The organism is Pseudoalteromonas sp. NS-SX12 (genome assembly GCF_057367955.1).
Genome location: NZ_CM170634.1, coordinates 716,998 through 741,248, shown reverse-complemented (window position 1 = coordinate 741,248; position 24,251 = coordinate 716,998). Strand labels below are relative to the sequence as shown.

Sequence of the window (24,251 nt, the reverse complement as noted above, 5' to 3'; positions counted from 1 at the left end):
GGGCGAAAGCCCCTTTTTTATTAAGCTAAGTTAGACTTCTTCGCCCGCTTCATCCATTTGAACAATCTCAGTTTCCTGCAAAGCCAGATCTATCCACTCGGCAAGTGCAGAACAGCTCAATACTTTGTGCATATAAGCCGTTGCAGGAGCATTTAATGAAATGCCATAGGTTTTAAAACGCAACGCAATAGGTGCAAACATGGCATCAACAATTCCCCAATCACCAAATAGCCAACCGCCTTGATGTTGAAACAGTGTGTGTTGTTCACTAAAAATCTGCTCAATGCGCGCAATGTCATTTTGGCTTTGTGCTGTCAGTTCCACTTTGCGCTTAGCGCGTATATTCATAGGTAACTGATTGCGTAATGAGTTAAAACCAGCATGCATTTCTGCCGCTAATGCGCGAGCTTTTGCACGTTGCTGCGGATCACTTGGCCAACCTTTATTACATAAATAAACTTCATTGATGTATTCGCAAATCGCGAGCGAATCCCATATCGTTGTACTGCCATCAACTAACACAGGCACTTTAGCGATGGGAGCGATGGTGGCAAGGGTATCGCTAAAACTTGGTGTCTCTAATCTTAAGTTGTGTTCAGTGAAGCTTATATTGAATTTTTTTATTACAAGCCAAGCTCTTAGTGACCAGCTCGAATAGTTTTTATTGGCGATATATAAATCCATCTAGTGTTACTCTCAATTAGGTAGTTAGTTTATTTGCCAATAATTTATCGTGTTATTTATGCATCGAATAGCGCATAATTCTTATACTATCTATCAGTTAAATTGATGTGTTATGGAAATTGATGCGCTTAAAAGTTTACTTGCATTTGTCGACACTGGAAGCATAACGCGCGCTGCTAAACAGGTTAATCGCACTCAATCGGCAGTTAGTATGCAGATGAAAAAACTCGAGCAGGATTTAGGTAAGGTGCTGTTTGAAAAAAATGGTCGCAATCTCATTTTGTCAAAAGATGGGCATCAACTTGTTGGTTATGCAAAACAGCTTATTGCACATTACGACAGCACATTAAATGCCGTTAAAACGGACCGCAATAAGTTACGCATTCGGTTAGGTTGCCCTGATGATTACGCCGATGCTATTTTACCTAGCGTAGTAAAAAAAATGCATCAGTTGTGGTCAAGTTTAGATCTACAAATACGTTGTTTACCAAGCAATATTATTCGACAGCAGCTCGACAATGGTGAACTCGATTTAGGCATAGTAACACGCTCATTTGATAGTGAAGAGGGTATTATTATTGCTAAAGATAGTGGTGTATGGGTAAGTAATGGTGATTGTAAAATACTAGAGCAAACGCCTTTGCCACTGGTAACATTTCAGCAAGATTGTCGTTTTCATCACGCAGCAATTGAAGGCCTGCACAAGCAGGGAACTCAATTTAAGTTGATTGCCATGAGTGGCAGTGTTGTTGCGATGCAAGGGTTGATAAAACAAGGCATGGCAATTGGTGCTATGGCGCGCTTAAGTATCGGCGAGTTAACAGAGCTGAAAAATACGCACTTACCCGCCTTACCTGATATTAGTATTGTGCTAATTAGTAACGTGCATACCAATAGCAAAATTTCTCAAACTGAGCTTTTACAACTAGGCAACAGTGTTTAGCGGCAGTGTCATAAAAGTGCTGTGAGGATCTTCTTGATAATCAGCGAAAGGACCACAGATATTAAATCCAAACTTTAGATACAAATTGCGTGCAGCATAAAAGTATTCTTGCGTGCCGGTTTCTAGGCTTAGTGACAAATAGGCTTTATCAATGGCTAGCTCTATTGTGTGTTGCAGTAAGCGTGACGCGACGCCGCTTCCACGGGCGTGCTTTGCGGTGCGCATTGACTTTATTTCAGCGTGGTTTGGGCAAAGCTGTTTTATTGCAATACAGCCAAGCAAGGTATCATCACGCCATGCGCTGAAAAAAGTAATATTGCTTTTTTTAAGTTCGTTAAGGTCAAGTGCATGAACACTCTCAGCGGGTGATGTCGCGTACATATCATCTAAATGTTCTTGTAACAGAGCAATCACATCGGGGCTGGATAAATCATCAATTTTAATGTGCATGTAAGGTCTTCTGTTAAATAATCCAGTCACGCATATTCATCTAATATGCCAATCTTTTTTTATTTGTAATAAATTGAATTTATTGGTGAATTATTTTTTGATTGAACCTGAGAAACGAAAAGCGATAGGAAATGCCACTTTTTGGTGCAAGCTGTGCTCTTTTCTTTAGCACTGGTCTTGCATCTAAATTTGCACTGGGGTTAAGCTAGTTTAAATTTTCTAAAGCCAGTAATTTATGGAAAAGTTTAACGATATCTATCTTCGCGCAGTCGAGCGAAAGGGCGGTGAGCGTCAATTAAAGGCGTTGCTGTCAAAACCACTGAGTAATAAGCGCATAGCAGAGTTGCCTGATTCAGCTTGGTTATCTGAATTTACCAAAAAGATTTTTCAAAGTGGATTTTATTGGTCGGTTATTGAGAAAAAGTGGCCTGGCTTTGAAGAGGTATTTTGGCGTTTTGATGTTGAGGCACTACTAATGATGTCGCCGGAACAACAAGAAAAAGCCGCTAGCGATGAACGCATAGTGCGTAACTATAAAAAAGTACAAACGGTGCAAGCCAATGCCTATATGATCCATGATGTTGCAAGTCAGCATGGTAGTTTTAGTAAGTTTATCGCAGATTGGCCAAGTGACGACATTATTGGGCTTTGGCAGTATCTTAAAAAGCATGGCGCACGCTTAGGTGGTAACACTGGGCCTTATGCGCTTCGTGTATTAGGCAAAGATACCTTTTTGTTATCGCGAGATTGTGAGAGCTATTTGCGCAGCCATAAGATTATTGATGGCGGTTTACAAACTAAAAAGTCGTTGGTTGCAATTCAAGCTTTCTTTAATGAATTGCAACAGCAAAGTGGCTTAAGTTATCAAGAGCTTAGCCAAATAATTTCATATAGCTGCGGCGATAATGTAGTCGGTATTAGTTAACTGCGCGGTACAAATTCTAATACGGTTGCATTGATGCAGTAACGCAGCTGACCATTTGGGCCATCATCAAATACATGGCCTAAATGAATGTCTGACTCAACCGCACGAATTTCAGTACGTACCATGCCAAAGCTATGGTCTGGTTTTTCATACACGGCACCTTTTACCGGTTTGGTGAATGAAAGCCAGCCACTATTAGAGTTAAAGCGGTCACGCGTATCAAATAACTTAGCGCCACTTAGCTTATCGATAAATACGCCATCCGGCGTGTTTTTAAATATCTCATACTGTTTGCAATAGCGATTATCTGTCCCCTTATTGAATGCGACATTAAACGCTTCACCTTTACCCAGTTTAAATGCTCCCACTATCTTGTAAAACTCATCACGAGACACATAACCTTGGCGTGCAAAAACTTCTTTGCCTTGCTCTAACAGAATAATGGTGGGGGTTGCCCAGGTTGGCGTTTTAATTGTGAGATCGTGAAGTTGATCGGCCGTTCTAAACGTAAGCGGAATTGAGCCAGCATACCCTTTTGCTGTCTCAGCTTTAAATTTTTCACAGTAAGGGCAGAATGGGGCGTCAATGACCAAAATTTGTTTACCTTCTAACAGCGCACTGTTATTAAGTTTAGCGATAGTTTGTTGGTTAAATGTCACACCAGTTCGCAAATCAGGGCAGTAGCCATTAGGGTTTTTGGCTAGGTAATCTTGGTGATATTCTTCAGCCGCATAAAAGGTATCAAGTGGCTTAATGCTGGTGGCTATTTTGCCGAAACCAGCCTGACTAAGTAGAGATTGGAATTGTTTAGTAACCGCCATTGCGAGCGTTTTTTGTTGCTCTGAATTATATAAAATAGTTGAGCGATATTGTGTGCCGACATCGTTACCTTGACGGTTCACCTGTGTCGGATCATGGTGCTCATAAAAATGCTGTAAAATTTGCTCTAGACTAATTTCATTACGATTAAAAGTGACTTTAACGACTTCGGCATAGTTATTAGGGTTGTACTTGTTACTTTTTTTAATGATATTACGGTAGGTTGCTTTAAAGCCGCTGCCATCCGCATAGCCACTCACTGCATCAATTACGCCATCAAGTGCTTCATAGCGTTTCTCTGCGCCCCAAAAGCAGCCCGAACCAAGCACGATTGAATCTAAGTGATTGGTTTGTGGTTTACGCTCTTGTGCAGAATTGGTAAAGCTTAGTAAGAATAAGCTAAAGCAAATTAGGTAGTTCATATCGGCGCCTTGTTAAACTTTATACTACGTAAATACATAGACCTGAGATCGCCTTGTTTATATTCACAGCCGCTCAACATTTAGATTAGCCGTTTATCAATTAGTGAAAGTGATAGTGACAAATTGTTTTATGCTTTATCGCAACAACAAGGGGGAAACATGAAAAAATTAATCTCAATAGCACTTGGTTTATCTGCACTAACCTTAGCAGGCTGTAATGCGACGATGGATGTTACTTACACACCGATTACCGAATTAGAAACGCATACCGATTGGGAAATCGACACCGCAACGGGCTCTTGGAAAGTAGTTGAAAGCACTGTTTATATTAGCGCCGAGGAAAAGCAGCACGAGTTACCTAAGCAATATGATCGCTTCTCTAACAATTAGTTTTACTAAATTAACTCTTTTAGAGTGCGCGTTGATAAAGTTAAGCGCACTCTAAATTAAAAGCGTGAAGTCATCAGCAAGGTCACCGAATCTAAGCCTGAACTATCATCTCCAAACCCCGCACCTAAACCAAAGTTAAATGAAAAGTGTTCATTAAACCAATACTGAGTTTGCACTTCAAAATTGTTATTATCGAGTTCATTGGTTTGCGCCAGCGCTTGAATACCAATAAACCAATTCTCATTGATATAATAATCTGCTCGTCCTTGATAATAATCTTCTTTCCCCGATATTTGTTTAAATACAAAATCCCAGCCTTGCCCTTGTTCGATTTTGGTATAGCGCACATATGGGGTTAATCGCCAGTTATTACTTGAATCTTGCACACCAAAAACATCGGATTCGTTACGATATAAGTAAGTTACGCCAACACCTAGCTGCAAATTAGTGGTGATATTGTTACCGAGTTCGCCGTTAAGCATTAAATATTCGTTATTAAAATCGTTATCTTTTGCATACTCTACGTTAGAGCGAACAACCAACGCATTGTCGAAATAATGTGTGTATTCGACGTCAATATCATAAAAATCATCCAGTACGAGTGCTCGCGTCGAGAGGGTATTGATTCTATTTAGATAGGTTTTAATATTGTGAGGACCACTTGTCGATGCCAGATCTTCAAAGGCGTAGGTATAAGCAATCCCAACAAAATTATCATCAAAGTCATAAAGGTCAGACACACCAAAATCGATTTGATGTTGAATCGTGTCGCTGGCTAAGCCACTATTGCAGGCAAATAAAAGGGCTAAAGGCAGTAGTTTTTTCATGTTAATTCCTTTTTGACAGTAGGATAATGAAATAACTACCTATTGATAAGTTCAGACCTGTTTGAAATTGTTAGAGATTGTAAAAGTACCTAGCTTTGTATACGAGGGAACAATAAATGATTTGGTATAAAGAAATAGATAAAGCGTTATGCGATAAGCTAGATGAAGGTTTGCATGGCAAAGGCAGCTTAATGAAAACGTTAGGGATTGAAATATGTGAAGTTGGCGACGATTATCTTGTTGCTAGCATGCCAGTTACACCCGATCACCACAACCCTATTGGTATGCTGCACGGAGGCGCGAATGTTGTGCTAGCTGAAACAGTAGCAAGCTACGCGGCAAACTTTGTTGTAGATACCGATAAGTATTACTGCGTAGGCCAAGAAATTAATGCGAATCATATTAAAGCGGCGCGCAAAGGTATGGTGTATGCCACAGCAAAAGCTGTTCACTTAGGTAAACGTACCTCTGTGTGGGAAGTTAAAATTACCAACCAAGCTGGTGAGCTTACTTGCATTTCAAGAATGACCGCAGCGGTGGTTGAGCGACGATAGTTGATCTACATCTAGTAACAGCGTTTTAGCGCTGGTATTTTATCTAGCGCTGGCATATACCTTAGCCAGAGGTATATGCAAATGAGTGAAAAATCGTTAATTACGCTGCTTAAAGTAGTTATTGTGCTTGGATTATGCTTAATAGGACTAGGTTATTATTTGATAAATGTCGCGCATATTGAGCAAAGTATGGGTATCTCCGGCATGATGATTGGCGGAGGGTGTTATGCCCTTGGATTAATCTTATCTTTGCCAACCAAAATGTACCTTACTTTTATTTGGGTTACCGCGGAACAAAGAAAAAAGAGTGGTTAACAGGTTAGCTCAGCAGATTATTAAATAATCAGCCATACTATGATTTATCACTCATTATTAGTGGCACTTGTGATTAGGCTTTTTTGTTTATTATTGTTGTGCTTTAACGCTCATGTGTATGCCCGCGATATTAAAGTCGCTGCTGGCAACTTTACTCCGTACTTCAAAGCAAGCTCCTATCAACGCCATGTTGGCTTATACGAACAGCTTTTGTCAGCAGGGCTTAATAGAGCAGGGTTCAGCCCGACTTATATCAATGTTTCAAACGATGCCATAAAACGCTACTACGAAAAGCAAAGGGTTGATATTGCAGTAAATTGGACAGGTGCATTTACTGGGGACGGTTACCCGTCTCAGTATCGCTTGTTCTTTTACAATCGTGCAATTTTAAGTAAAGACAATCGATGGGCTAAGGCTGAACATGTGCTTGATTTAAAAGGTGCAAGGTTAGCAAGTTTTTCAGGTGCAAGTTTAAACTTTGGTCATGACTTCCAAATTTTAATCAATGACATAAATACACGTTATTTTGAAAGTGGCGATCAGCTCGCTGTGAATAAGATGCTGGTGGCAAATAAGATTGATGTATTAGTGGCTGATTGGCTGAAGTTCTATCATTTTATTAAACCGCTGGGGCTAACAAATAAGTTTACACCGTTAGATGTTATCACAAATGCCGGTTCGCAGATTATTTTTAGAGATGAGAAAGTACGCGATGCATTTGATACTGCAATTACGCAAATGTATGTTAGTGGTGAGCTAGATAAGCTCACCCTAACATGGTTGGCAAAAAATAATTTACCTAAGGTATCACATCGTTTTTTAGCAAAACGACCTTAAATACCGCCGCCGTCTGTGTGAAGGCCACATTCACGATTTAAACCAAAGAAACGCGTTTCTTCTTCGGTCATACCTGGCTCTAGCTTACGTGTGGTATGCACATCACCCATCGACACATAGCCTTGTTCCCATAACGGATGGTAAGGTAAATCGTGCTTGGTTAAGTATTGATACACATCACGGCTATGCCAATCAATAATTGGATAAACCTTCACGGTACCGCGGCTGATCTCAAGCACTTGCTTATCTGCTCGAGTCGATGATTGTTGGCGACGCAAACCGCTAAACCAAGTACCTGCATCGAGTTCTTTTAATGCACGTGTCATTGGTTCAACTTTATTTAAGGTATTGTATTGCTTAATACCTTGTTCGCCTTGTTCCCATAATTTACCAAACTTAGCTTCTTGCCATGCAGGGCTTAGCTCTGATTTATACACTTTCAGATTGAGTTTCAATCGCTCAGTAAGCTCATCAATAAACTGATAAGTTTCTGGAAAAAGATAACCCGTATCTGTTAAAACCACTGGAATATCTGCTTTATGCGATGTTACTAGGTGTAACATCACAGCCGCTTGAATGCCAAAGCTAGACGATAAAAAGTGTGTGCTTGGTAAATTTTCTAACGCCCATAAAACACGTTCTTCAGCCGAAAGCTCTGCTAGCATGCCATTTGCATCGGCAAGCATGGCATTCTGAACGTCTTTATCTAGCGTTAATATTTGCTTAAATTCACTCATGCATAAATTCCAAATGAGGGCGGCTAACCGCCCTTAAAATATTAAGCGTGGAAGTCTGTTTTAGAGACTTTCACTTCGGCAACGATTTCCTTACGGATAGCGAAGTCACCAAAACATTCACCTTCGTTGCGCTCCTTGGCCCATTGGCCAATTAATTCATCTAATGCTGGTAGGTAAACGTCTTCACCTACGTTTTCAAGGTAAAGCTTAGGTACACGCGTACCTTCACGGTTACCACCTAGGTAAACGTTGTATTTACCTGGGCCTTTACCAACAAAACCAATTTCAGCTAACATGGCGCGACCACATCCATTCGGGCAACCTACGACACGCATAATGATGTCGTCGTTTGGAATTTCGTGCTTCGCTAAAATTGCTTCTGTTTTCTCGATAAGCTCTGGCAGGTAACGCTCTGCTTCAGCCATCGCAAGTGGACACGTAGGTAAAGCCACACATGCCATTGAGTTAAAGCGTTGCTCTGAGTGTGAGTCATCAATTAAACCGTGCTCACGGGCGATCTGCTCAATGATGTCTTTTTGGTCGGCAGGAACACCGGCAACAATTAAGTTTTGGTTTGCGGTCATGCGGAAGTCACCTTGGTGAATTTCTGCAATCTTACGACAACCGGTTTTCAGTGGTTGGCCTGGGTAATCAAGAATACGACCACTTTGGATAAATAGCGTTAGGTGGTGCTTACCATCAATGCCTTCTACCCAACCAATACGGTCACCACGGTGAGTGAACTCATACGGGCGGCTTTCTTCAAATTTAACGCCAGCGCGGTTTTCAACTTCAGCTTTAAACGCATCTGTACCGAAAGTATCTAATGTGTACTTAGTTTTCGCGTTCTTACGGTTAACACGGTTACCCCAGTCACGCTGCACAGACACAACGTGCTCGGCAATTTTTAGCGTGTGCTCAAGTGGAATGAAACCTAAATCATCCGCTTTACGCGGGTAAGTGTTTACATCACCGTGGGTCATTGCCAGACCACCACCAACAAGTACGTTAAAACCAACTAGTTTGCCGTTATCAGCAATGGCAACAAAGTTTAAATCGTTCGCGTGTACGTCTACTTCATTGTTTGGTGGAATCGTAACAGTTGTTTTGAACTTACGTGGTAAGTAAGTTGAACCTAAAATTGGCTCTTCTGTTGTTTCAGTCTTTTCACCGTTTAACCAAATCTCAGCATACGCTTTCGTGTGTGGTAGTAAGTGCTCAGAAATCTTCGCAGCCCACTCGTAAGCTTCTTGATGTAATTCAGACTCAACAGGGTTAGTGGTACATAGTACGTTACGGTTAACGTCACCAGCAGTTGCAATTGAGTCAATACCAACGCTGTTAAGCATTTGGTGCATTTCTTTAATGCCTGGCTTTAACACACCGTGGAATTGGAATGTTTGGCGCGTTGTTAAACGAATACTGCCGTAAATGGTTTTATCGCCAGCAAACTCATCAATCGCTAACCACTGCTTAGGCGTGATAATACCGCCTGGCATACGTGCGCGAAGCATCACGTTGTGCATTGGCTCTAGCTTTTGCTTAGTACGCTCTGGACGAATATCACGGTCGTCTTGCTGGTACATACCGTGGAAACGAATTAGCTGGAAGTTATCCGCTGTAAAACCACCTGTAAGTTGGTCTTTTAAATCCGCTTCAATGGTACCGCGTAAAAAGTTACTTTGTGTTTTTAGTCTTTCGTTATCAGCAAACTTGGCATTTGGGTCTAGCTTGCTGTTAGGTTTGTAATCTGTGCTCATGGCTTATCCTAAAATTCTACTGTGACGGTCAGTGTGGTGTACTAACAAACTGTTAGTACACGTCTTTTTGATAACGGTTGTTGCTGCGAAGCTCTTTTAAATAGCTTTCAGCTTGCTCGTCATCTTTGCCACCATGGGCTTTAATAATGTCGATAAGTGCTTGGTGAACGTCTTTCGCCATGCGGTTTGCGTCACCACAAATATAGAAATGCGCACCTTTTTCTAACCATGCAAACACTTCCTCGCCTTTCTCGCGAAGGCGGTCTTGCACGTATACTTTTTCTGCTTGGTCGCGGCTAAATGCTAGGTCTACTTTGTTTAGTAGGCCAGACTTCACATAACCTTGGATCTCTACTTGGTATAAGAAATCTTGGGTGAAGTGCGGGTTACCGAAGAATAACCAGTTATCACCTTCCGCTTCACGTGCATCACGCTCTTGCAAGAATGCTCGGAAAGGTGCGATACCCGTACCTGGGCCGACCATGATAACTGGTGTGTTATCGTCGTTTGGTAAACGGAAGTTGTCGTTATGCTCGCTAAATACTTTAACTTGTACGCCTTCTTCGGCACGATTTGCTAGATAGCCAGAACAACCACCAAAGTGTTTTTCGCCAAAGGCATCAAATTCAACTAAACCAACTGTTAAGTGCACTTCTTCTTCCACTTCAGCTTGGCTTGAAGCAATTGAATATAAACGTGCCTGTAACTTACGTAGGCAGTTTGCTAGGTCTTGTGCACTGATATCGCTAGGGTTTTGCTTGATAATATCGAAGATTTGACGCGCTTCGATGTACTCGCGCATTGCTGCTTTATCTTCAACTAGCTTTAATAGCTCGGCGCTGTTAGTCGCTTGTGCGTACTTTTCAACGAAACCAGGGTAAGACTGGGTTAGCTCTAGTTTTTCAATAAGTGCTGTGCGAATTGATAGGGTTTCTTCACCTAATGTGATTTCAGTCGCGCCATCAATGTTTAATAGTGCCAGCGTTTCATCAACAAGTGCTTCGTCATTTAAGAAATAAACACCTAAAGAATCACCTGGAAGATACGTGATGTCAGAGCCTTCTAATGAAATCTCAATGTGACGAACATCTTTCGTAGAGTCGCGACCTGTGATCTTTTGTACCACACTTAGCTCTGCCGCAAATGGGTTTTGCTTAGTGTATTGGCTTTGCGCTGGTGCTGCACCGAAACCAGCCATAGGAATAACCTGTGCTGAACCTTGTGATTGTGCTTTTAGCTCAGGTTCGAATGCTTCAACCGCACCACCGATCCAAGCTGTTGCTTGGTCTTCATAATCAACGTCTAAATCAGCGCGGGCAACAACCGTTTCTGCGCCGAGTGCTTTAAAGCGCTCTTCAAAATCGATCGCCGTTTGGCAGAAGAATTCATAGCTTGAATCACCTAGGCCGATAACCGCTACTTTAATGCCATCAAGTTTAGGTGCTTTTTTCGAAGCTAAGAACGCATGTAGATTTTCAGCGTCTTCTGGCGGCTCACCCTCACCATAAGTAGAAACAGCAACAGCAATAAACTTTTCTTTCTTAAGTTGAGCTGGTTTGTAGTCAGCCATGTTCACCAGCTTTACCGCTAAGCCTTTCGCTTCAGCTGCTGCTTTTAGCTGGTTAGCGACGCCTTTGGCATTACCTGTTTGTGAACCATAAAGAATGGTTAATGCCGCAGCTTCGCCTGCTTGTGGTGCTGCGCCCGCAACCTGACCTGATAATGCTGCTGTATTGGCATTTGCTGCTAAGTAACCACTCACCCAAGCTTGTTGAATTGGGTTCAGTTCAGCAGTAAGCGCTTGTAACTTCTGTACTTGCTCTGGCGTAAGCGGACTCGCTTGCGCAGAAAGTTGACTTAACAACATGGAATTTTTTCCTCGACCACCAAATGGTTTATACGTTTCTTAACGGTGCTTGTTATACATCTAGTAACAACACACCTTTTTAAGCTTCTCTGATGGTGAAATATAACGATGTCATGGCAAAGAAAAAAATAATAGAAAGTGCTTTGTTATTCCAAAAAGGAATGTATGACGTGTTATTTATAATTTTTATTGAGAGCCGATGCGTTAATTGATTGTTGTGCTTGAAATTAGTTGCGGCACGTTGCGGTATTTCGATTGGATAATATTCAATAAAGGTAAGTGAAAGTGATTACTTTTAGTGGTTTTAATCACAGTGAGTAGGTTGTAATTCACTGTGATCAATCTCGCGGGTGGTGTTTGTGAACGAGTTACTCAACCGGATAAAGTGTGATTTCAATGCCCGCGCCTATGGCTGAAATTCTAAGCAGAGTATCGGCGTGAAGCGCCTGGTTAAAACACTTTGGGTTTTTACCACTTTGAAAGCCAATATCGAATGTGCGTCTTGTACAGCTAAGCCATTGCTTTAAAGCGTTGCGAGAACAGGATTCGATCAATTCACATAAGTGATTAATTGCACTGTCAGGAGAAGTTACGTCAATGTTTGCCTCTATACGCGCCAACTGACGAGTTTCATCTTTGTCGTAGTGAAGAACCATAGCCGATTTACCTAAGTCTGAAACTAATTGGGCAATATCTTGTTTTGACTCGATTTCTAGGTCGACATTAAGAAACTGAATATCTGACATTGATGTTTTCTCTGTAATTGCTTAATCGCTAACTTTACATTAGATTGGCTTTTATCTCTAGTTTCGCGAAGACGATATTACGAGCGGAAAAACCCAATAACGAGAACAATAATGAAAAAATCGTGGTTTAAATGGGCGCGTAAGTGCCACAAATGGTTAGGTTATTTACTCGCGTTACAAGTATTCGCATGGTTATTGGGTGGCTTAGTTATGAGTGCGATTCCACTGGAATATGTACACGGTAAACACCTTGCCAAACGACAGTTAGAAAATCCTTTCTCGCAAGATGTATATACAAGTAATTTTGATAACTTTAAGCAATACAATATTGGATTGAAAAATGTCAATTTCATACACTTCTTAGAGACTCCTGTAATTGAATTAGTCGGCCATAAAAAGCGAGTTTACTTGCATGGCGAAACGGGAGAGAAACTCGAGGCACCTAATAAACAGCAAATTATCAGACAGGCAAAGGCCCATTACTTGGCTGATAGCCAAACCATAGACGCGACCGCATCACTTTTAAAAGAGGGGCCGAGAGAGGTCGGTTATAAAAGCAATATTTGGCGTATAGACTTTGCGGATAATGTTAACACTACATTGTATATACAAGCTGATTCGGGTCAGGTAATTACTGTACGTAGCACTATTTGGCGTATTTTTGATTTCTTTTGGATGCTGCACATAATGGATTATGACGAGCGTGAAGATTTTAATAATCCATTATTAATTAGTTTTGCCGCTGTTGCTGTATTGTTTTGTATGTCAGGAATGATGCTGTTGTTTCAAAATATGCCTTTTAGAAGAAAACGAAAAGTTCTGGCAAATTGATTTGTTGTCATAAAGCTTTCTTATAAGTGCCGCTAATTTGTCATCGGATGTTTTTAGCGTAAGACTTATTACACATAAGGAAGCGCGAATATGGCAAAGCAATATTATTCCTGTATTTGGATCTCAGATGTGCATTTGGGTTACAAAGACTGTAAGGCTGAATTCTTACTGGATTTTCTCACCAATACAGAATGCGATGTGCTTTACTTAGTTGGCGATATCATTGATTTATGGTCGATGAAACGACAATTTTACTGGCAACCAAGCCATTATCAAGTGTTAGAGTGTATTCGCAACAAAGCCAACTCTGGCACACGTGTTATTTATATTCCCGGCAACCATGATGAAACCTTTCGCGCTTATGTTGGCGAAGCATTTATGAATGTTGAAGTGCATCGCAGCTTTATTCACACAGCCAAAACCGGTAAGCGTTTTTTGCTTGTGCATGGCGATGACTTTGACTCTGCAACGCGTTATAGCAAACTGATCAGTATTATTGGCGATAGCGCATACGATTTTTTACTGTTTTTGAATCGTTGGCACAATCGTGTGCGGCGCTTATTCGGCAGTCACTATTGGTCGCTTGCGTCTTGGATTAAAAACCGAATTCATAAAGCACGCCAAGCAATCGCTGCGTTTGAAAAAGCCGCTGTGCACGAAGCGAAAAAGCAAGGTGTCGATGGCATTATTTGCGGTCATATTCATCAACCAGACATTAAAAAAATCGATGGCATTTTGTATTGTAATGACGGTGATTGGATAGAAAACTGCACTGTGCTGGTGGAGGATGAGTCAGGCCGTATTGAGTTGTTGCATTGGTCTGATATTCAAACCAGCTTGAAAGTGGTCGATTTAAGTCAGAAACACAGCGAGCAGGCTGCTTAAACTTGTTTTGATGCTTGAGTTTTGTAGATGCTTTAGCTTGAGCTGCGGCATCTAACACCTACTTACTACTCTTTCTCGATAGTAAGAATGACTTCACCTACTTTGATACCAAACTTTATAATTTCGGTTCGGTTGATAAGGCGTTTTTCATTAATCAAAAACATCCAATCGTCTAGCGTGACTTCGAGCGGTTCGCCTTGGTAGCTTATGACTAATTGATAACGCCAATAAAGCGCAGAGCCTCTAGCCGTGCCCATCGCAGTACCTACTACATCATTGGCGGTGCCTTTGTAATTGCCGTCACCTAAGTTTTCTAAATACCAAGTACGTGTTTGTTTTTCCCCGTCGTCATAAACAAACCATTCTTCGAGTTTGCCTTTATCGTCTTGCCACGTACCCACTAAATCAACGCTAAAGCGTCGTGTTAATGCGCCTGAGCGATCAAGCACTACACCGTGAGCCGTTAGTTTACCGTTAAAGAATTGCTCTAATTTAAGGTTGGGAGAAGTACTTATGTAATCATTAATATCTGGGCTTGAACATGCTGAAATTAATATGGTTAGTGCCACAATTAGCAATCGTTTCATTTTTTATCTCCAACAAGTTTTGCTCGCAATTTTGGGCGAGTGGTTTTTTCCGATAACCAAATATTTAAGAATGCATCGCCAAAGTCAGGATCGTTTACAGTGCCTAAAAGCCCTTGGTGATTGAAAAAGCTTGCGCTGTTGTCTTCATTACGCGTCACAATCAGCATGTCGTTCTTTTTAATGTTTGGCCAAATGGTAGCGAGTTCATCTAGCCACTTGGGTATGTTTTGATGGGTCACGCCAATGTGTTGCCATTGGTCTGCAGTTGCTTCTATTAAGTCCTCTTTGTCTATATCGCGGTAATAGGTGATTTTAAGCGCGAGTTTAGCGTCGTCAAAGGAGTAACGCGTTTTGCTGCCAAATAGCTCGGCTTTGTATAAATGCCAAAATAGCACTTTCATTTCACCTTCACCGTATTTAGTGAGTTGGCTTGTTTGTATCGCAAAAAGATTTGGGGCGAATAAAAAGGTCGCAATAAGTAATGTTTTAAACATGGCTAACATCCAGTTAGTTGTGTTTAGATTCTACGAGCCTTTGTTTAAAAACGATCAATGCGGGTAGCAGCAGTGCCCAAATAATTGCGTACACAGTAAAGAGTGATAGTTGGTTTAAAGATGTGATGATGGCAGAAAAATTAAGCGCACCAAGGTAACTCAGCGCACCGCCAAATGCGCCAATAATGGCAACTAACCAAAGCTTACACTTTCCTAACCAGCTTAATGAATGATTAATTGAAAGTACAAACATAACCCATAGGCATAGCAGCCAAAGTGGGAATTGCTCGGCGGTAAAACTAATCACATTCAGTTGAAAGAGTATGTAATCAATTACACAACCAAAAAGGGCAAAGGGTAATAGCTTTGCATCGCTTCGTTTTGTTGGCGATAAAGCAAAGTGAAGGGCAACGATTAATGGAGTCAGCCAGCTGGCATTTGCTGTGAGTAGCGCACAGCAAAACCATGCTAGCTGAAATAAAACAAGGTTAGTAAGCCAAAATTTGCTGGTCATGATTATCGCGATAATGAGGCTTACGCATAACGAGCTGATGGGTACTGATCACGCGCTCAATGAATGCGCCTTCGCAATAACATAAGTAGAAGTGCCATAGACGCTTAAATTGCTCATCAAAACCAAATTGAGTTAACTCTGACCAGGCGTTATCAAATTTCATGCGCCAATCGTAAAGTGTTCGCGCATAATGTAAGCCAATGTCTTCCACGTTATCGATCATCATATTAGTTTGTTCGGCAATGTGCTGATTCATTACCGCGTTAGACGGTAAACAGCCGCCCGGAAAAATATAACGTTGAATAAAATCAACATTATTGCGGTAGTGTTTGTAACGGGCATCTAAAATGGTAATTGCTTGGATGAGCATTAGGCCTGAATCTTTCAGCAGGCTGTTACATTTAGCAAAAAACTCCGCCATAAACTTATGACCAACTGCTTCAATCATTTCGATTGAAACCAGCTTGTCGTATTTACCTTCCAGTAAGCGGTAATCTTTTTTCAGTAATGTGATTTTATCTTCTAACCCTTCGGCTTTTACTTTTTCGACGGCGTACTCGTATTGCGCGTCAGAAATTGTGGTTGTAGTAACCTTGCAGCCATAATTCTTAGCGGCAAAAATAGCTAAACCGCCCCAGCCAGTACCGATTTCAATCAAATGGTCACTTTCAGAAAGTTTAAGCTTGTCACAAATGGTTTTTAATTTATTAAGTTGTGCTGAATGTAAGTCAGTTGCTTCATTTGAATAGATGGCGCTTGAGTACATCATAGTGCTATCTAAAAAGCGGGTGTAGAGCTCGTTACCTAAATCATAATGGGCGAGAATGTTTTTCTTTGAGCCAGATTGTGTATTGGCATTGCCCCAGTGAAACAAAAAGTTTTTAATTTTAGTTAACAGCGATTTTTTAGCTTCTACCTGATCAAGCGTACTGCTACTGCGGGCAAAAACACGAATTAACTCGGTTAAGTTAGGTGATGTCCACTTCTTGTTGAGGTAGCCTTCTGCTGCTGCAATGCTACCACCTTTAATAAAATCGATGTAAAGGCTTGGATCAAGCACTATTAACTTGCCGCGCAATTCACTGTCTTGGTTACCTAGAAACGTAATCTGACCGTTTTCTTCAATTTCTACGCCGGCATTTTCAATTTGATTTAGTGCGTTTAAAACAAGTGAGCGACAGCGTGATGTAAACCACGATAACTCGTTTTCCTGCGTTAGATTGGTTGAGCTGGTACTTTGCTGCTCCATAATTATCCTCTCGCGTTTGGGTGCGCAATAAATGGGATGCGTTTGGCAAAAAGCTTAAGTGCTTGCCAGTAAATGCCAGCGACGACTTTTAGTGTCATTGCTGGTGTACTTAGCCATGTCTTAAGCATATTTCTGCGCGAAAATTCGCAGCGTGATAATGCTACTGTGGCGTCAAACACTTTCTCTGATTTATGGTTTTCGATATGAATAAGTACTTTTTCTTGTGGCGCTTTTACACGCCATACATATTGCATATCTAAATCCATAAACGGCGACACATGAAATGTTTTATCCATGCGTTGTTGTTTAGAAATATCCACCACATAGTAGTGACGCTCTAACCAAGGCGTATTCGAAACTTCAACTAGCATGGTTGTACAAACATTATCTTGGTCGTAACAAAAGAAAAAATTTGCAGGGCTAAAATAGATACCGAAATTTCGGCATTGCCCCATAAAGGTTACTTTTGTGCCATCCCAGTTACCACCTAACTGTGTAACTTTACTGGCAATACGTTGCTTTAAGTTGCCCGGTTCACCTTTAATATAATCGTCTTGAAAAAAGCTAATTGGCGCGAATTTTTTAAGGCTAAACAAATGGCTAGTTGTGGCGACTAAGTCTAGTTCGTCTAAATCAAGTGCCAGCATATACATGCTATAGCTAAAGGCATGTTGCTTAGGGGAAAAGCGTCTATGCCTTACTTGTCCGCAGTATATGCCGCTATTCATAGTTATAGTTCGCAATCAAAGCGTTTACATACGTCGAGTGCACTGCGAACGCCATCTTCATGAAAGCCGTTATACCAGTACGCACCGCAAAAGTGTGTGTGATTGGTGCCGCAGATTGTGTCTCGTTGTTGCTGTGCCGCCATACTTTGTTTATTAAACACTGGGTGATGATAAACAAAGCTGCGTAAAATTTTGCTTTTATCAATTTGTTCAGTTTGATTGAGCGTAACACAGTAAGTAGTGTCCGTTTTAAGTCCCTGTAATATATTCATATTATAGGTTACTGCAGCAGGGCGTGGGTTATTACTGTCTAAACGGTAATTCCAGCTTGCCCACGCAAGCTTGCGTTTTGGTAGCATGTTTATGTCGGTGTGCAGCACCACTTCATTCTTGCTGTAAGGAATATTACCGAGTACTGATTGTTCTTGCTCGCTCGCATCGCCTAGTAGTTTTAATGCTTGATCGGAGTGACAGGCAAATACAACGTCATCGAATATTTGAGTTGTACCATCTGCAAATTCTAAAGAAATACCGGTATTGCCGCGCGTAACTTGCTTGATATCGCAGTTGAGGTGAATTTTATCGGCGAAGCGGCGCGTTAATGGCTTAATGTATTCTCGCGAGCCGCCTTTAATAACATGCCATTGCGGTCTATCGCTGATATTTAATAAGCCGTGGTTATAAAAAAAGCGAACAAAGAATTTCAGCTCGAAGTCTCGCATTTCTTGTAAGCTGGTGGACCAAATAGCTGCACCCATCGGCAAAATATAATGCTGGCAAAAGAAATAGTTAAAGGCGTGTTGGTCTAAAAAGTCGCCGAGCGTGAGCGCTGGATCTATATCGGTTTGATGTAGCTGCTTACAGAGTTTATTAAAGCGCAGAATATCTTTGATTAGCAACCAAAAACGAGGTTTAAAAATATTTGAACGCTGTGCAAATAATGAATTGAGGCCGTGGCCATTGTATTCCATTTGGCTTTGCACATTGTGCACGCTAAAGCTCATTTCAGTATCTTTGTAAGCAACCCCAATCTGCGATAATAGCTTTAAAAAATTAGGGTATGTTTTGTTATTACAAACAATAAAGCCGGTATCAATCGCGTGCTTTTCGCCATTATGTTCAATATCAACTGTGGCAGTGTGTCCGCCAATGTAGTCGTTTTTTTCAAATAGGGTGATATCGTACTTATTTGATAGTAAATAAGCGCAGGTTAAGCCTGAGATACCACTGCCAATAATGGCTATTCTTTTCATTATTTTGTCATCCTAATAGCAAGTTTGCGCCAGATAAAAAACGGTAACAGTGCGAGTGTTTTAAGTATTAAGGTAAAGCGTTTGGGAAAATGAATATCGTAGTGTTTGTTTTTCATACCTCGATAGATTGCCTGCGCTGCTTGTTCACTGGTAATACGGCTAGGCATCGGGAAATCATTTTTATCGGTTAGAGGGGTTGCGACAAACCCTGGGTGAATTGTACTGACCCCAATATTGTGGTGTGCTAAATCAATGCTTAGAGTTTTCGCTAAATAGCTTACGCCAGCCTTTGACGCACCGTAGGCTTGTGAGCGAGTAAGTGGCACATAAACAGCACTTGAACTCATTAAACCAAGTTGCCCGCCCGTATTTAACTGGGGTAACCACGCCTCTAAACAATAACCAACAGAAATAAGGTTGGTGTTGATCACGCGGGCAAACAAATCACCATCGAATTGTTTTGCGTTATCTATGTATTCACAGGTACCCGCGTTTAATATGATTTGATCGAGTTTGATGTTCTTATCTAATGCGCTAAATATGGCTTGCTTGTCATTTAGATCAAAAACCAGCGGTATGATGCTGTTAAATTCGCTTGTGAGCTTATCGAGTTTCTCTTGGTTGCGTCCGCACGCGTATACAGTAAAACCTTGAGTCGCGTAGTATTTAGCGAGTGATTCACCAATGCCAGATGAGGCACCTGTAATTAGTACCGTATTCATGCGGTGGCACGCTTTTTAACTAAATTTATTAACCCGCCAAGTACAGGAATATGTTGATAAAGCATATCGGCAGCGTTGAAATAATCGCGGTGAAAAATGACTTTGCCATCTTGATACTCAAGGTAACTGTTGCCGTCAAATGACACTTCTTTGCCTGCTTTAATTTTGCTATGCGAGAAGTACATGGTCCAGTAGAGGCTAACGGCATTATCTTGTTGCAGTACCTTTTTCATTTCAAAACGCCCAGCGTCTAAGTTTTCGTACAGATTAGAAAAATACTTGGTAAGTGCAGATAGGCCATCAATGCGGTGCAATGGGTCAATAAACACAACATCTTGATGATAAATATTAGCCAGTAGCGACAAGTTGGCGCGATCCAACTTGTTGTACATAGTTAAAAAGTCATCAATATGTTGTGTGTTACTCATCGTTATTTAACTCTTTCTGATAATAATCAAGTGCCTGCAAACGGGCTTCTTTTAAATCTACCAGTTGTGGCCAGTAGCTGTGATTGCCAACCGAATTTAAATAGGTTTGTGGTTGATGAATATACTTAAGCGGTACATTCTCTAGTTCTGGTAAATACTTACGAATAAAGCTGCCGTCAGGATCAAACTTTTCACTTTGCGTTATTGGGTTAAAAATTCTGAAATAGGGTTGTGCATCGCAGCCGGTGCCTGCTGCCCATTGCCAGCCACCGCTATTGGCGGCTAGGTCGCCATCAATAAGGTGCTGCATAAAAAAAGCTTCCCCTAAGCGCCAATCAACCAATAAATGTTTGGTTAAAAAGCTTGCTACAATCATACGCAGGCGGTTATGCATCCAACCTGTTTGCTTTAACTGGCGCATAGCGGCATCAACGATCGGAAATCCAGTTTTTGCCTCACACCAAGCGGTAAATTTAGCGTTATCATTTGGCCAGTCGAAGCCTTTAAATTTGCCTTGAAAGTCGTGCAATTTGTTTAGATTTGGAAATGACAGCAGCAAGTTGCGATAAAACTCACGCCAAATTAGCTCGTTTAGCCAAGTAAAAATAGGCGCTTTTACATCTTCAAGTATGTGCGGGTAATAGGATAATAGATCGTATAAAACCCTTTTAGGGCTAATTGCGCCAATGGTTAAGTAAGGTGAAATACCACTTGTACCTTTAATTGCTGGGAAATCCCGATCGCGCGCGTAGTCGATAACTTTATCATTTAAAAAGCGAGGTAACACGTGTTGCATAAACTCGTGTGCCAAAGGCCATTTACTTGAATCTTGCTTGGCATAATTAAATGTAATGTTACTGGCTTGATGAAGGCTTTCTTCACTTTGTTTAATTGCTGCAAGATAATTTTGGTTAAAGCCATGCTGCTGCAGTGTTTTTACCCATGCTTTTTTGTATGGCGTAAAAACTTTGAACATTTCATTTTGTTTATTAAGCACTGCGCCATAAGGCAAAATGGTGTCAGCATCGTATAGCGTTAGCTCTAGTCGCTGCGCAGCTTTGTTGTCACGTATTTTTTCGCGTAATTCCGGTTCGCTATTAGCTACCACCGAAGTAATGTCATTTTCTTGGCAAAACTCTGATAATTGGGCAATTTGTTGCTCAAACGTATCGCACTCAATAAAGCTCACTTTAATTCCGAGCTTGGTAAGCTGGTCGCTAAACCAATTTAAATGACGCTCTATAAAATCAATTTGAATGCCTGAATGATTGTGAGTTTGCCAAGTTTCATAGGCTGTAATAAAAACCGCATGCTGGCAATTTTGTTGTAACGCATAAAATAAAGCGGGATTATCGTCTAAACGAAAATCCCGTCTAATCCAGTAAAGAGTACTCATTTATAATCCGTATCTGAGCCTTAAATCCTTTGGATAAGGGTCTAAATAAGCTTGATTTGCCAAATAATCATTTGGGTAAGTTTGCAAATGATGGTTGATCAAAGTGAGTGGCACCATTAACGGCACTAAACCATCGTGATAAGCGATAATGTTTTCGCTAAGTTCTTGTTTATTCTGCTTAGTTAGATGCTTTTTAAAATAACCTTGAAGGTGTTGCAAGGTATTCGTGTGATTTTTTCGGGATGCGGGCTTTTTAAGGGCCTGCATTAACATCGTAATATATTTATCAGCTAATTGTTCCACTGGTAAATCGTTTTCTTCACCAAGCAATCTGCCAAGGGCTTTATACGCCGCTACATTATGGCTCATAACTAAATACTTTTGTTGACCATGGAACGTCGTCAGCTTGTGTATCGTAAGCCCCGATGCGACAAGGTTTTGCCATTTTTTGTAGGTAAAAACCCGCAGTACAAAATTTTCGCGTAGGTGCGGGTCGTTAAGACGGCCATTTTCTTCACAGGGCAGATTTGGGTTAAGTTCCATTACTTGCTTAGCAAATAAACCAACGCCATCGTGTTCACAACCTTTGCCGTGCTCATAGTACACTTTTACACGTTCCATACCGCAGCTTGGGCTGCCTTTCATAAACACAAAACCACTTAAATGCGACATTTTACTCGCTGATTTTTCAGCGTATTCGTTCATTTTTAATGTAACGTCCATGCTGCCATCGGGACGTGAAACATGGATCATATCGTCGCGCTTAATTTGCCTAATAGTTGGGCGCGGCACAGGCAACCCAACCGCAACCTCAGGGCAAAATTTTTGATACTCGACGAACTTTCCTAGCTGGTTAACGCAAAAATCAGATTTTTTATGGCTTTTGTCAAAGCGTACTTGGTCACCTGTTAAGCAGGCGCTTATACCAAGTATAATTTTATCCTTATCTGTAACCATGCTCCCTCCTAGTAAATAAATTTACCGATTGGGTTAAGTAACTTGCTTAAGCCTTGTGTAAAGTGCAGCGAATCACTTGAAACAGTTAAGCACAGGCAACCGTGTTCTGTAATTGGATTATGTGTATGTTTTCCGTCTAACCAAATAAAGTCGCCTTTATGATACTCACCCATATCGTCTTTAAAGCTACCATCTAATAATAGTGTAATCTCAAAGCCATTGTGAGTATGTTCAGGCACTGAGCCGCCACGGTCGATGTGCAACAAGCTAGTGTGCAAATTGGCGTCTTCTAACCCAATGCGCGAACGCGATAGTTTACCTAAGTTAGCCCAGCTGCTTAGCTCTAAATTTTTCAACACTTGAGGCAAGTAATAGCTATTTTCTTTCAGTGATAGCTCAATCGGTTGCGCTGCAACGACATCATCAATACTGTCATCAAGCGTAATATCGTTGATTAACGCATCTAAATCGATATCTGACAGATAATCACTGTTGTCAGTGTCGTTACTAGTGTATGTAAACGCGCCTTTTGCTGCCTCAGCAGTCAGTGCTTCTACTTGCTGTTGGCAATGCGGGCACAATTCAATATGTGCGGCTATAACAACAGAAATTGAGGCTGGTAATTCACCGGCACAATAGGTTTTGAGCAGTGAAAGTTGTGGATGGTGCTTAATCATTGTCTGCTCCTATGTGCTGTCTCAATTTTGTAAGGGCTAAACGCAGTCGCGATTTAACGGTTCCTAACGGAATGCTTAGATTCTTTGCTAATTGCTCTTGCGATAAATCTTGAAAATATACGCCTTGAATAATTTGTCTCTGGTTATCAGGAAGGCGATTCAAATACTGTGAAATTTGCTTATCCATTAAGTGGTCGGCAAACACGTGCTCATCTGAATTTTGCGCTTCTGCTAATGGCCAAATATCATCGCTGAGTGTGTCTTCGTGATTAGCTTGCACTTTGCGCAACATATCAAAACTAATATTACGCATTACTGTGTAGACCCACGTTGTCGCAGCACCTTTCTCTTGGTTGTACAGGTGAGCTTTACGCCACACGTTGGTCATTGTTTCTTGCAGCAACTCTGACGCCATGGCAGGGTTGTTAAATTGCTTTCTGCCAAAGCCTAAAATTTTGGGTGAAAACCATTTAAATAGGCGCGCAAATGCTTGTTTGTCACGCTTCTCGGCTATGTCATTTAGCCAGCTAGATAGCGTTTTGCTGTCAATTTCTTGCCCATCTAAATTTGCGTTTTGCTTCATCGAAGATCGGTGATTATTGGTTGTTGTTGATATCATCATAGCGCTCTGACAATAAAATCATAGTAGACAATACGCAGTGAGCACAAAAGCGATCAGTTTTCTTGACCTAAAATAATAGTTTTTAAAAAATCATCGGCTTGAGTAAAACTATCTGCGTTAGTAAAGAGTTGTTTTTTCTCGAAAGACAGCGGCAAAATTTCTAAAAATCGCGCACAAACCCAGTTAATGTCGTCAAACTTTGGTTCAGGATACAAAGACGCCTGCTCAGGAAACTCTTCAAACACATGATGTAGCTTAGCGGCGAGCACTGAGTGGTGTTGTTGTTCGCTTTGCTGCGGCCAGTGAGGCACTTCGCTGCAATCAGCGAAACGCAAACTGTCTTGATCCATAGTTACATTTTTGATGGTCACAAGGCTTTTCGCCTTGATATCAATATGCAGCAATTCGCCTTCCTGGTAGAAGTTAATAATATCAACCCAGGCGCCGAGTTTCGGCACGTTTAGCTCAGCTTGATGATCGTACAAACACAACACAAAACCATTTTGTTGGCAGGCAATCGACACCATTTTGAGATAGCGAGGCTCAAAAATACGTAGTCGAGTTACACCGTCGGGCAACAAAAATATTGGTAATGGAAATACTGGTAGATTCATAAGTAGCTTATTTTGAAC

Annotated in this window: 29 protein-coding genes; 8 read left to right on the top strand and 21 right to left on the bottom strand. The window is 41.1% G+C overall.

Annotated features, from left to right (window positions below; translation table 11 throughout):
- Positions 1-30: 30 nt before the first annotated feature.
- Positions 31-684, bottom strand: coding sequence for a glutathione S-transferase family protein (locus tag AC2IOM_RS03570; RefSeq protein ID WP_486359151.1), 654 nt, complete (start codon positions 682-684; stop codon positions 31-33).
- Positions 685-796: 112 nt separating this feature from the next.
- On the opposite strand from AC2IOM_RS03570, the gene AC2IOM_RS03565 reads away from it, so the two are divergent.
- Positions 797-1,627, top strand: a complete 831-nt coding sequence (locus tag AC2IOM_RS03565) for a LysR family transcriptional regulator (RefSeq protein WP_486359150.1) — start codon at positions 797-799, stop codon at positions 1,625-1,627.
- Here AC2IOM_RS03565 and AC2IOM_RS03560 read toward each other — a convergent pair.
- A complete protein-coding gene (locus AC2IOM_RS03560; protein ID WP_486359149.1) occupies positions 1,610-2,077 on the bottom strand; it encodes a GNAT family N-acetyltransferase in 468 nt (155 codons plus the stop codon). The genes AC2IOM_RS03565 and AC2IOM_RS03560 overlap by 18 nt on opposite strands.
- A gap of 235 nt (positions 2,078-2,312) precedes the next feature.
- Here AC2IOM_RS03560 and AC2IOM_RS03555 point away from each other — a divergent pair, with 235 nt between their 5' ends.
- Positions 2,313-3,002, top strand: coding sequence for a DNA-3-methyladenine glycosylase I (locus AC2IOM_RS03555; protein ID WP_486359148.1), 690 nt, complete (start codon positions 2,313-2,315; stop codon positions 3,000-3,002).
- On the opposite strand, the gene msrA is transcribed toward AC2IOM_RS03555, so the two are convergent.
- A complete protein-coding gene (gene msrA, locus AC2IOM_RS03550; RefSeq protein ID WP_486359147.1) occupies positions 2,999-4,243 on the bottom strand; it encodes a peptide-methionine (S)-S-oxide reductase MsrA in 1,245 nt (414 codons plus the stop codon). The two genes, AC2IOM_RS03555 and msrA, sit on opposite strands and share 4 nt — an antisense overlap.
- A gap of 159 nt (positions 4,244-4,402) precedes the next feature.
- On the opposite strand from msrA, the gene AC2IOM_RS03545 reads away from it, so the two are divergent.
- Positions 4,403-4,633 carry a hypothetical protein gene (locus AC2IOM_RS03545; RefSeq protein WP_054980505.1) on the top strand — a complete coding sequence of 77 codons (231 nt, stop codon included), beginning with the start codon at positions 4,403-4,405 and terminating at the stop codon, positions 4,631-4,633.
- 56 nt (positions 4,634-4,689) lie between these two features.
- On the opposite strand, the gene AC2IOM_RS03540 is transcribed toward AC2IOM_RS03545, so the two are convergent.
- Positions 4,690-5,460 (bottom strand): hypothetical protein, encoded by a 771-nt coding sequence (locus AC2IOM_RS03540; protein WP_486359146.1) that lies wholly within the window; start codon positions 5,458-5,460, stop codon positions 4,690-4,692.
- A 116-nt stretch (positions 5,461-5,576) separates the two neighbouring features.
- On the opposite strand from AC2IOM_RS03540, the gene AC2IOM_RS03535 reads away from it, so the two are divergent.
- The 3 genes from AC2IOM_RS03535 (at position 5,577) to AC2IOM_RS03525 (ending at position 7,166) form a co-directional block, all read left to right on the top strand.
- On the top strand, positions 5,577-6,014 hold the full coding sequence (locus tag AC2IOM_RS03535; protein ID WP_010562231.1) for a PaaI family thioesterase: 438 nt from the start codon (positions 5,577-5,579) through the stop codon (positions 6,012-6,014).
- 81 nt (positions 6,015-6,095) lie between these two features.
- Positions 6,096-6,329 (top strand): hypothetical protein, encoded by a 234-nt coding sequence (locus AC2IOM_RS03530; RefSeq protein ID WP_010562230.1) that lies wholly within the window; start codon positions 6,096-6,098, stop codon positions 6,327-6,329.
- Positions 6,330-6,368: 39 nt separating this feature from the next.
- Positions 6,369-7,166, top strand: a complete 798-nt coding sequence (locus AC2IOM_RS03525; protein WP_105170335.1) for a substrate-binding periplasmic protein — start codon at positions 6,369-6,371, stop codon at positions 7,164-7,166.
- On the opposite strand, the gene AC2IOM_RS03520 is transcribed toward AC2IOM_RS03525, so the two are convergent.
- From AC2IOM_RS03520 to AC2IOM_RS03505, 4 genes are all read right to left on the bottom strand, one after another.
- Positions 7,163-7,903 carry a phosphoadenylyl-sulfate reductase gene (locus AC2IOM_RS03520; RefSeq protein ID WP_010562228.1) on the bottom strand — a complete coding sequence of 247 codons (741 nt, stop codon included), beginning with the start codon at positions 7,901-7,903 and terminating at the stop codon, positions 7,163-7,165. The genes AC2IOM_RS03525 and AC2IOM_RS03520 overlap by 4 nt on opposite strands.
- A 41-nt stretch (positions 7,904-7,944) precedes the next feature.
- Positions 7,945-9,663, bottom strand: coding sequence for an assimilatory sulfite reductase (NADPH) hemoprotein subunit (gene cysI / locus AC2IOM_RS03515; protein ID WP_486359145.1), 1,719 nt, complete (start codon positions 9,661-9,663; stop codon positions 7,945-7,947).
- Positions 9,664-9,715: 52 nt separating this feature from the next.
- On the bottom strand, positions 9,716-11,530 hold the full coding sequence (locus AC2IOM_RS03510) for an assimilatory sulfite reductase (NADPH) flavoprotein subunit (protein WP_486359144.1): 1,815 nt from the start codon (positions 11,528-11,530) through the stop codon (positions 9,716-9,718).
- 368 nt (positions 11,531-11,898) lie between these two features.
- The gene (locus tag AC2IOM_RS03505) at positions 11,899-12,276 is read right to left on the bottom strand and encodes a hypothetical protein (protein WP_138634544.1); all 378 of its coding nucleotides are present in this window, start codon (positions 12,274-12,276) and stop codon (positions 11,899-11,901) included.
- A gap of 111 nt (positions 12,277-12,387) precedes the next feature.
- Between AC2IOM_RS03505 and AC2IOM_RS03500 the strand changes: the two genes are divergently transcribed.
- Together AC2IOM_RS03500 and AC2IOM_RS03495 are read left to right on the top strand one after the other, a co-directional pair.
- Positions 12,388-13,107: a hypothetical protein gene (locus AC2IOM_RS03500; protein WP_486359143.1), complete on the top strand. Its 720-nt coding sequence runs from the start codon at positions 12,388-12,390 to the stop codon at positions 13,105-13,107.
- A gap of 90 nt (positions 13,108-13,197) precedes the next feature.
- Positions 13,198-13,992, top strand: a complete 795-nt coding sequence (locus tag AC2IOM_RS03495; RefSeq protein WP_105170339.1) for a UDP-2,3-diacylglucosamine diphosphatase — start codon at positions 13,198-13,200, stop codon at positions 13,990-13,992.
- 65 nt (positions 13,993-14,057) lie between these two features.
- Here AC2IOM_RS03495 and AC2IOM_RS03490 read toward each other — a convergent pair whose 3' ends face one another.
- From AC2IOM_RS03490 to AC2IOM_RS03430, 13 genes are all read right to left on the bottom strand, one after another.
- The gene (locus tag AC2IOM_RS03490; RefSeq protein ID WP_486359142.1) at positions 14,058-14,579 is read right to left on the bottom strand and encodes a DUF3833 domain-containing protein; all 522 of its coding nucleotides are present in this window, start codon (positions 14,577-14,579) and stop codon (positions 14,058-14,060) included.
- On the bottom strand, positions 14,576-15,073 hold the full coding sequence (locus AC2IOM_RS03485; RefSeq protein WP_171043771.1) for a chalcone isomerase family protein: 498 nt from the start codon (positions 15,071-15,073) through the stop codon (positions 14,576-14,578). Before AC2IOM_RS03485 ends, AC2IOM_RS03490 begins: the two co-directional genes overlap by 4 nt.
- A gap of 13 nt (positions 15,074-15,086) precedes the next feature.
- Entirely contained in the window at positions 15,087-15,587 is a 501-nt protein-coding gene (locus AC2IOM_RS03480) for a DUF2878 domain-containing protein (protein ID WP_486359141.1), read from the bottom strand.
- Positions 15,562-16,836 carry a class I SAM-dependent methyltransferase gene (locus tag AC2IOM_RS03475; protein ID WP_486359140.1) on the bottom strand — a complete coding sequence of 425 codons (1,275 nt, stop codon included), beginning with the start codon at positions 16,834-16,836 and terminating at the stop codon, positions 15,562-15,564. The genes AC2IOM_RS03480 and AC2IOM_RS03475 overlap by 26 nt, the downstream gene beginning before the upstream one ends.
- A gap of 2 nt (positions 16,837-16,838) precedes the next feature.
- A complete protein-coding gene (locus tag AC2IOM_RS03470; protein WP_486359139.1) occupies positions 16,839-17,564 on the bottom strand; it encodes a DUF1365 domain-containing protein in 726 nt (241 codons plus the stop codon).
- A gap of 2 nt (positions 17,565-17,566) precedes the next feature.
- Positions 17,567-18,817, bottom strand: coding sequence for an NAD(P)/FAD-dependent oxidoreductase (locus tag AC2IOM_RS03465; protein ID WP_486359138.1), 1,251 nt, complete (start codon positions 18,815-18,817; stop codon positions 17,567-17,569).
- Positions 18,817-19,539, bottom strand: a complete 723-nt coding sequence (locus tag AC2IOM_RS03460) for an SDR family NAD(P)-dependent oxidoreductase (RefSeq protein WP_486359137.1) — start codon at positions 19,537-19,539, stop codon at positions 18,817-18,819. Before AC2IOM_RS03460 ends, AC2IOM_RS03465 begins: the two co-directional genes overlap by 1 nt.
- Positions 19,536-19,967 carry a nuclear transport factor 2 family protein gene (locus AC2IOM_RS03455; RefSeq protein ID WP_010562214.1) on the bottom strand — a complete coding sequence of 144 codons (432 nt, stop codon included), beginning with the start codon at positions 19,965-19,967 and terminating at the stop codon, positions 19,536-19,538. The genes AC2IOM_RS03460 and AC2IOM_RS03455 overlap by 4 nt, the downstream gene beginning before the upstream one ends.
- A complete protein-coding gene (gene phrB, locus AC2IOM_RS03450; RefSeq protein ID WP_486359136.1) occupies positions 19,960-21,363 on the bottom strand; it encodes a deoxyribodipyrimidine photo-lyase in 1,404 nt (467 codons plus the stop codon). The genes AC2IOM_RS03455 and phrB overlap by 8 nt, the downstream gene beginning before the upstream one ends.
- Positions 21,364-22,320, bottom strand: a complete 957-nt coding sequence (locus AC2IOM_RS03445) for a YbgA family protein (RefSeq protein ID WP_486359135.1) — start codon at positions 22,318-22,320, stop codon at positions 21,364-21,366.
- An 8-nt stretch (positions 22,321-22,328) separates the two neighbouring features.
- Positions 22,329-22,997 carry a ChrR family anti-sigma-E factor gene (locus tag AC2IOM_RS03440; RefSeq protein ID WP_486359134.1) on the bottom strand — a complete coding sequence of 223 codons (669 nt, stop codon included), beginning with the start codon at positions 22,995-22,997 and terminating at the stop codon, positions 22,329-22,331.
- Positions 22,990-23,580 carry a sigma-70 family RNA polymerase sigma factor gene (locus tag AC2IOM_RS03435; protein ID WP_336435894.1) on the bottom strand — a complete coding sequence of 197 codons (591 nt, stop codon included), beginning with the start codon at positions 23,578-23,580 and terminating at the stop codon, positions 22,990-22,992. Before AC2IOM_RS03435 ends, AC2IOM_RS03440 begins: the two co-directional genes overlap by 8 nt.
- 92 nt (positions 23,581-23,672) lie before the next feature.
- A complete protein-coding gene (locus AC2IOM_RS03430; protein ID WP_105170350.1) occupies positions 23,673-24,233 on the bottom strand; it encodes an LON peptidase substrate-binding domain-containing protein in 561 nt (186 codons plus the stop codon).
- Positions 24,234-24,251: the final 18 nt, after the last annotated feature.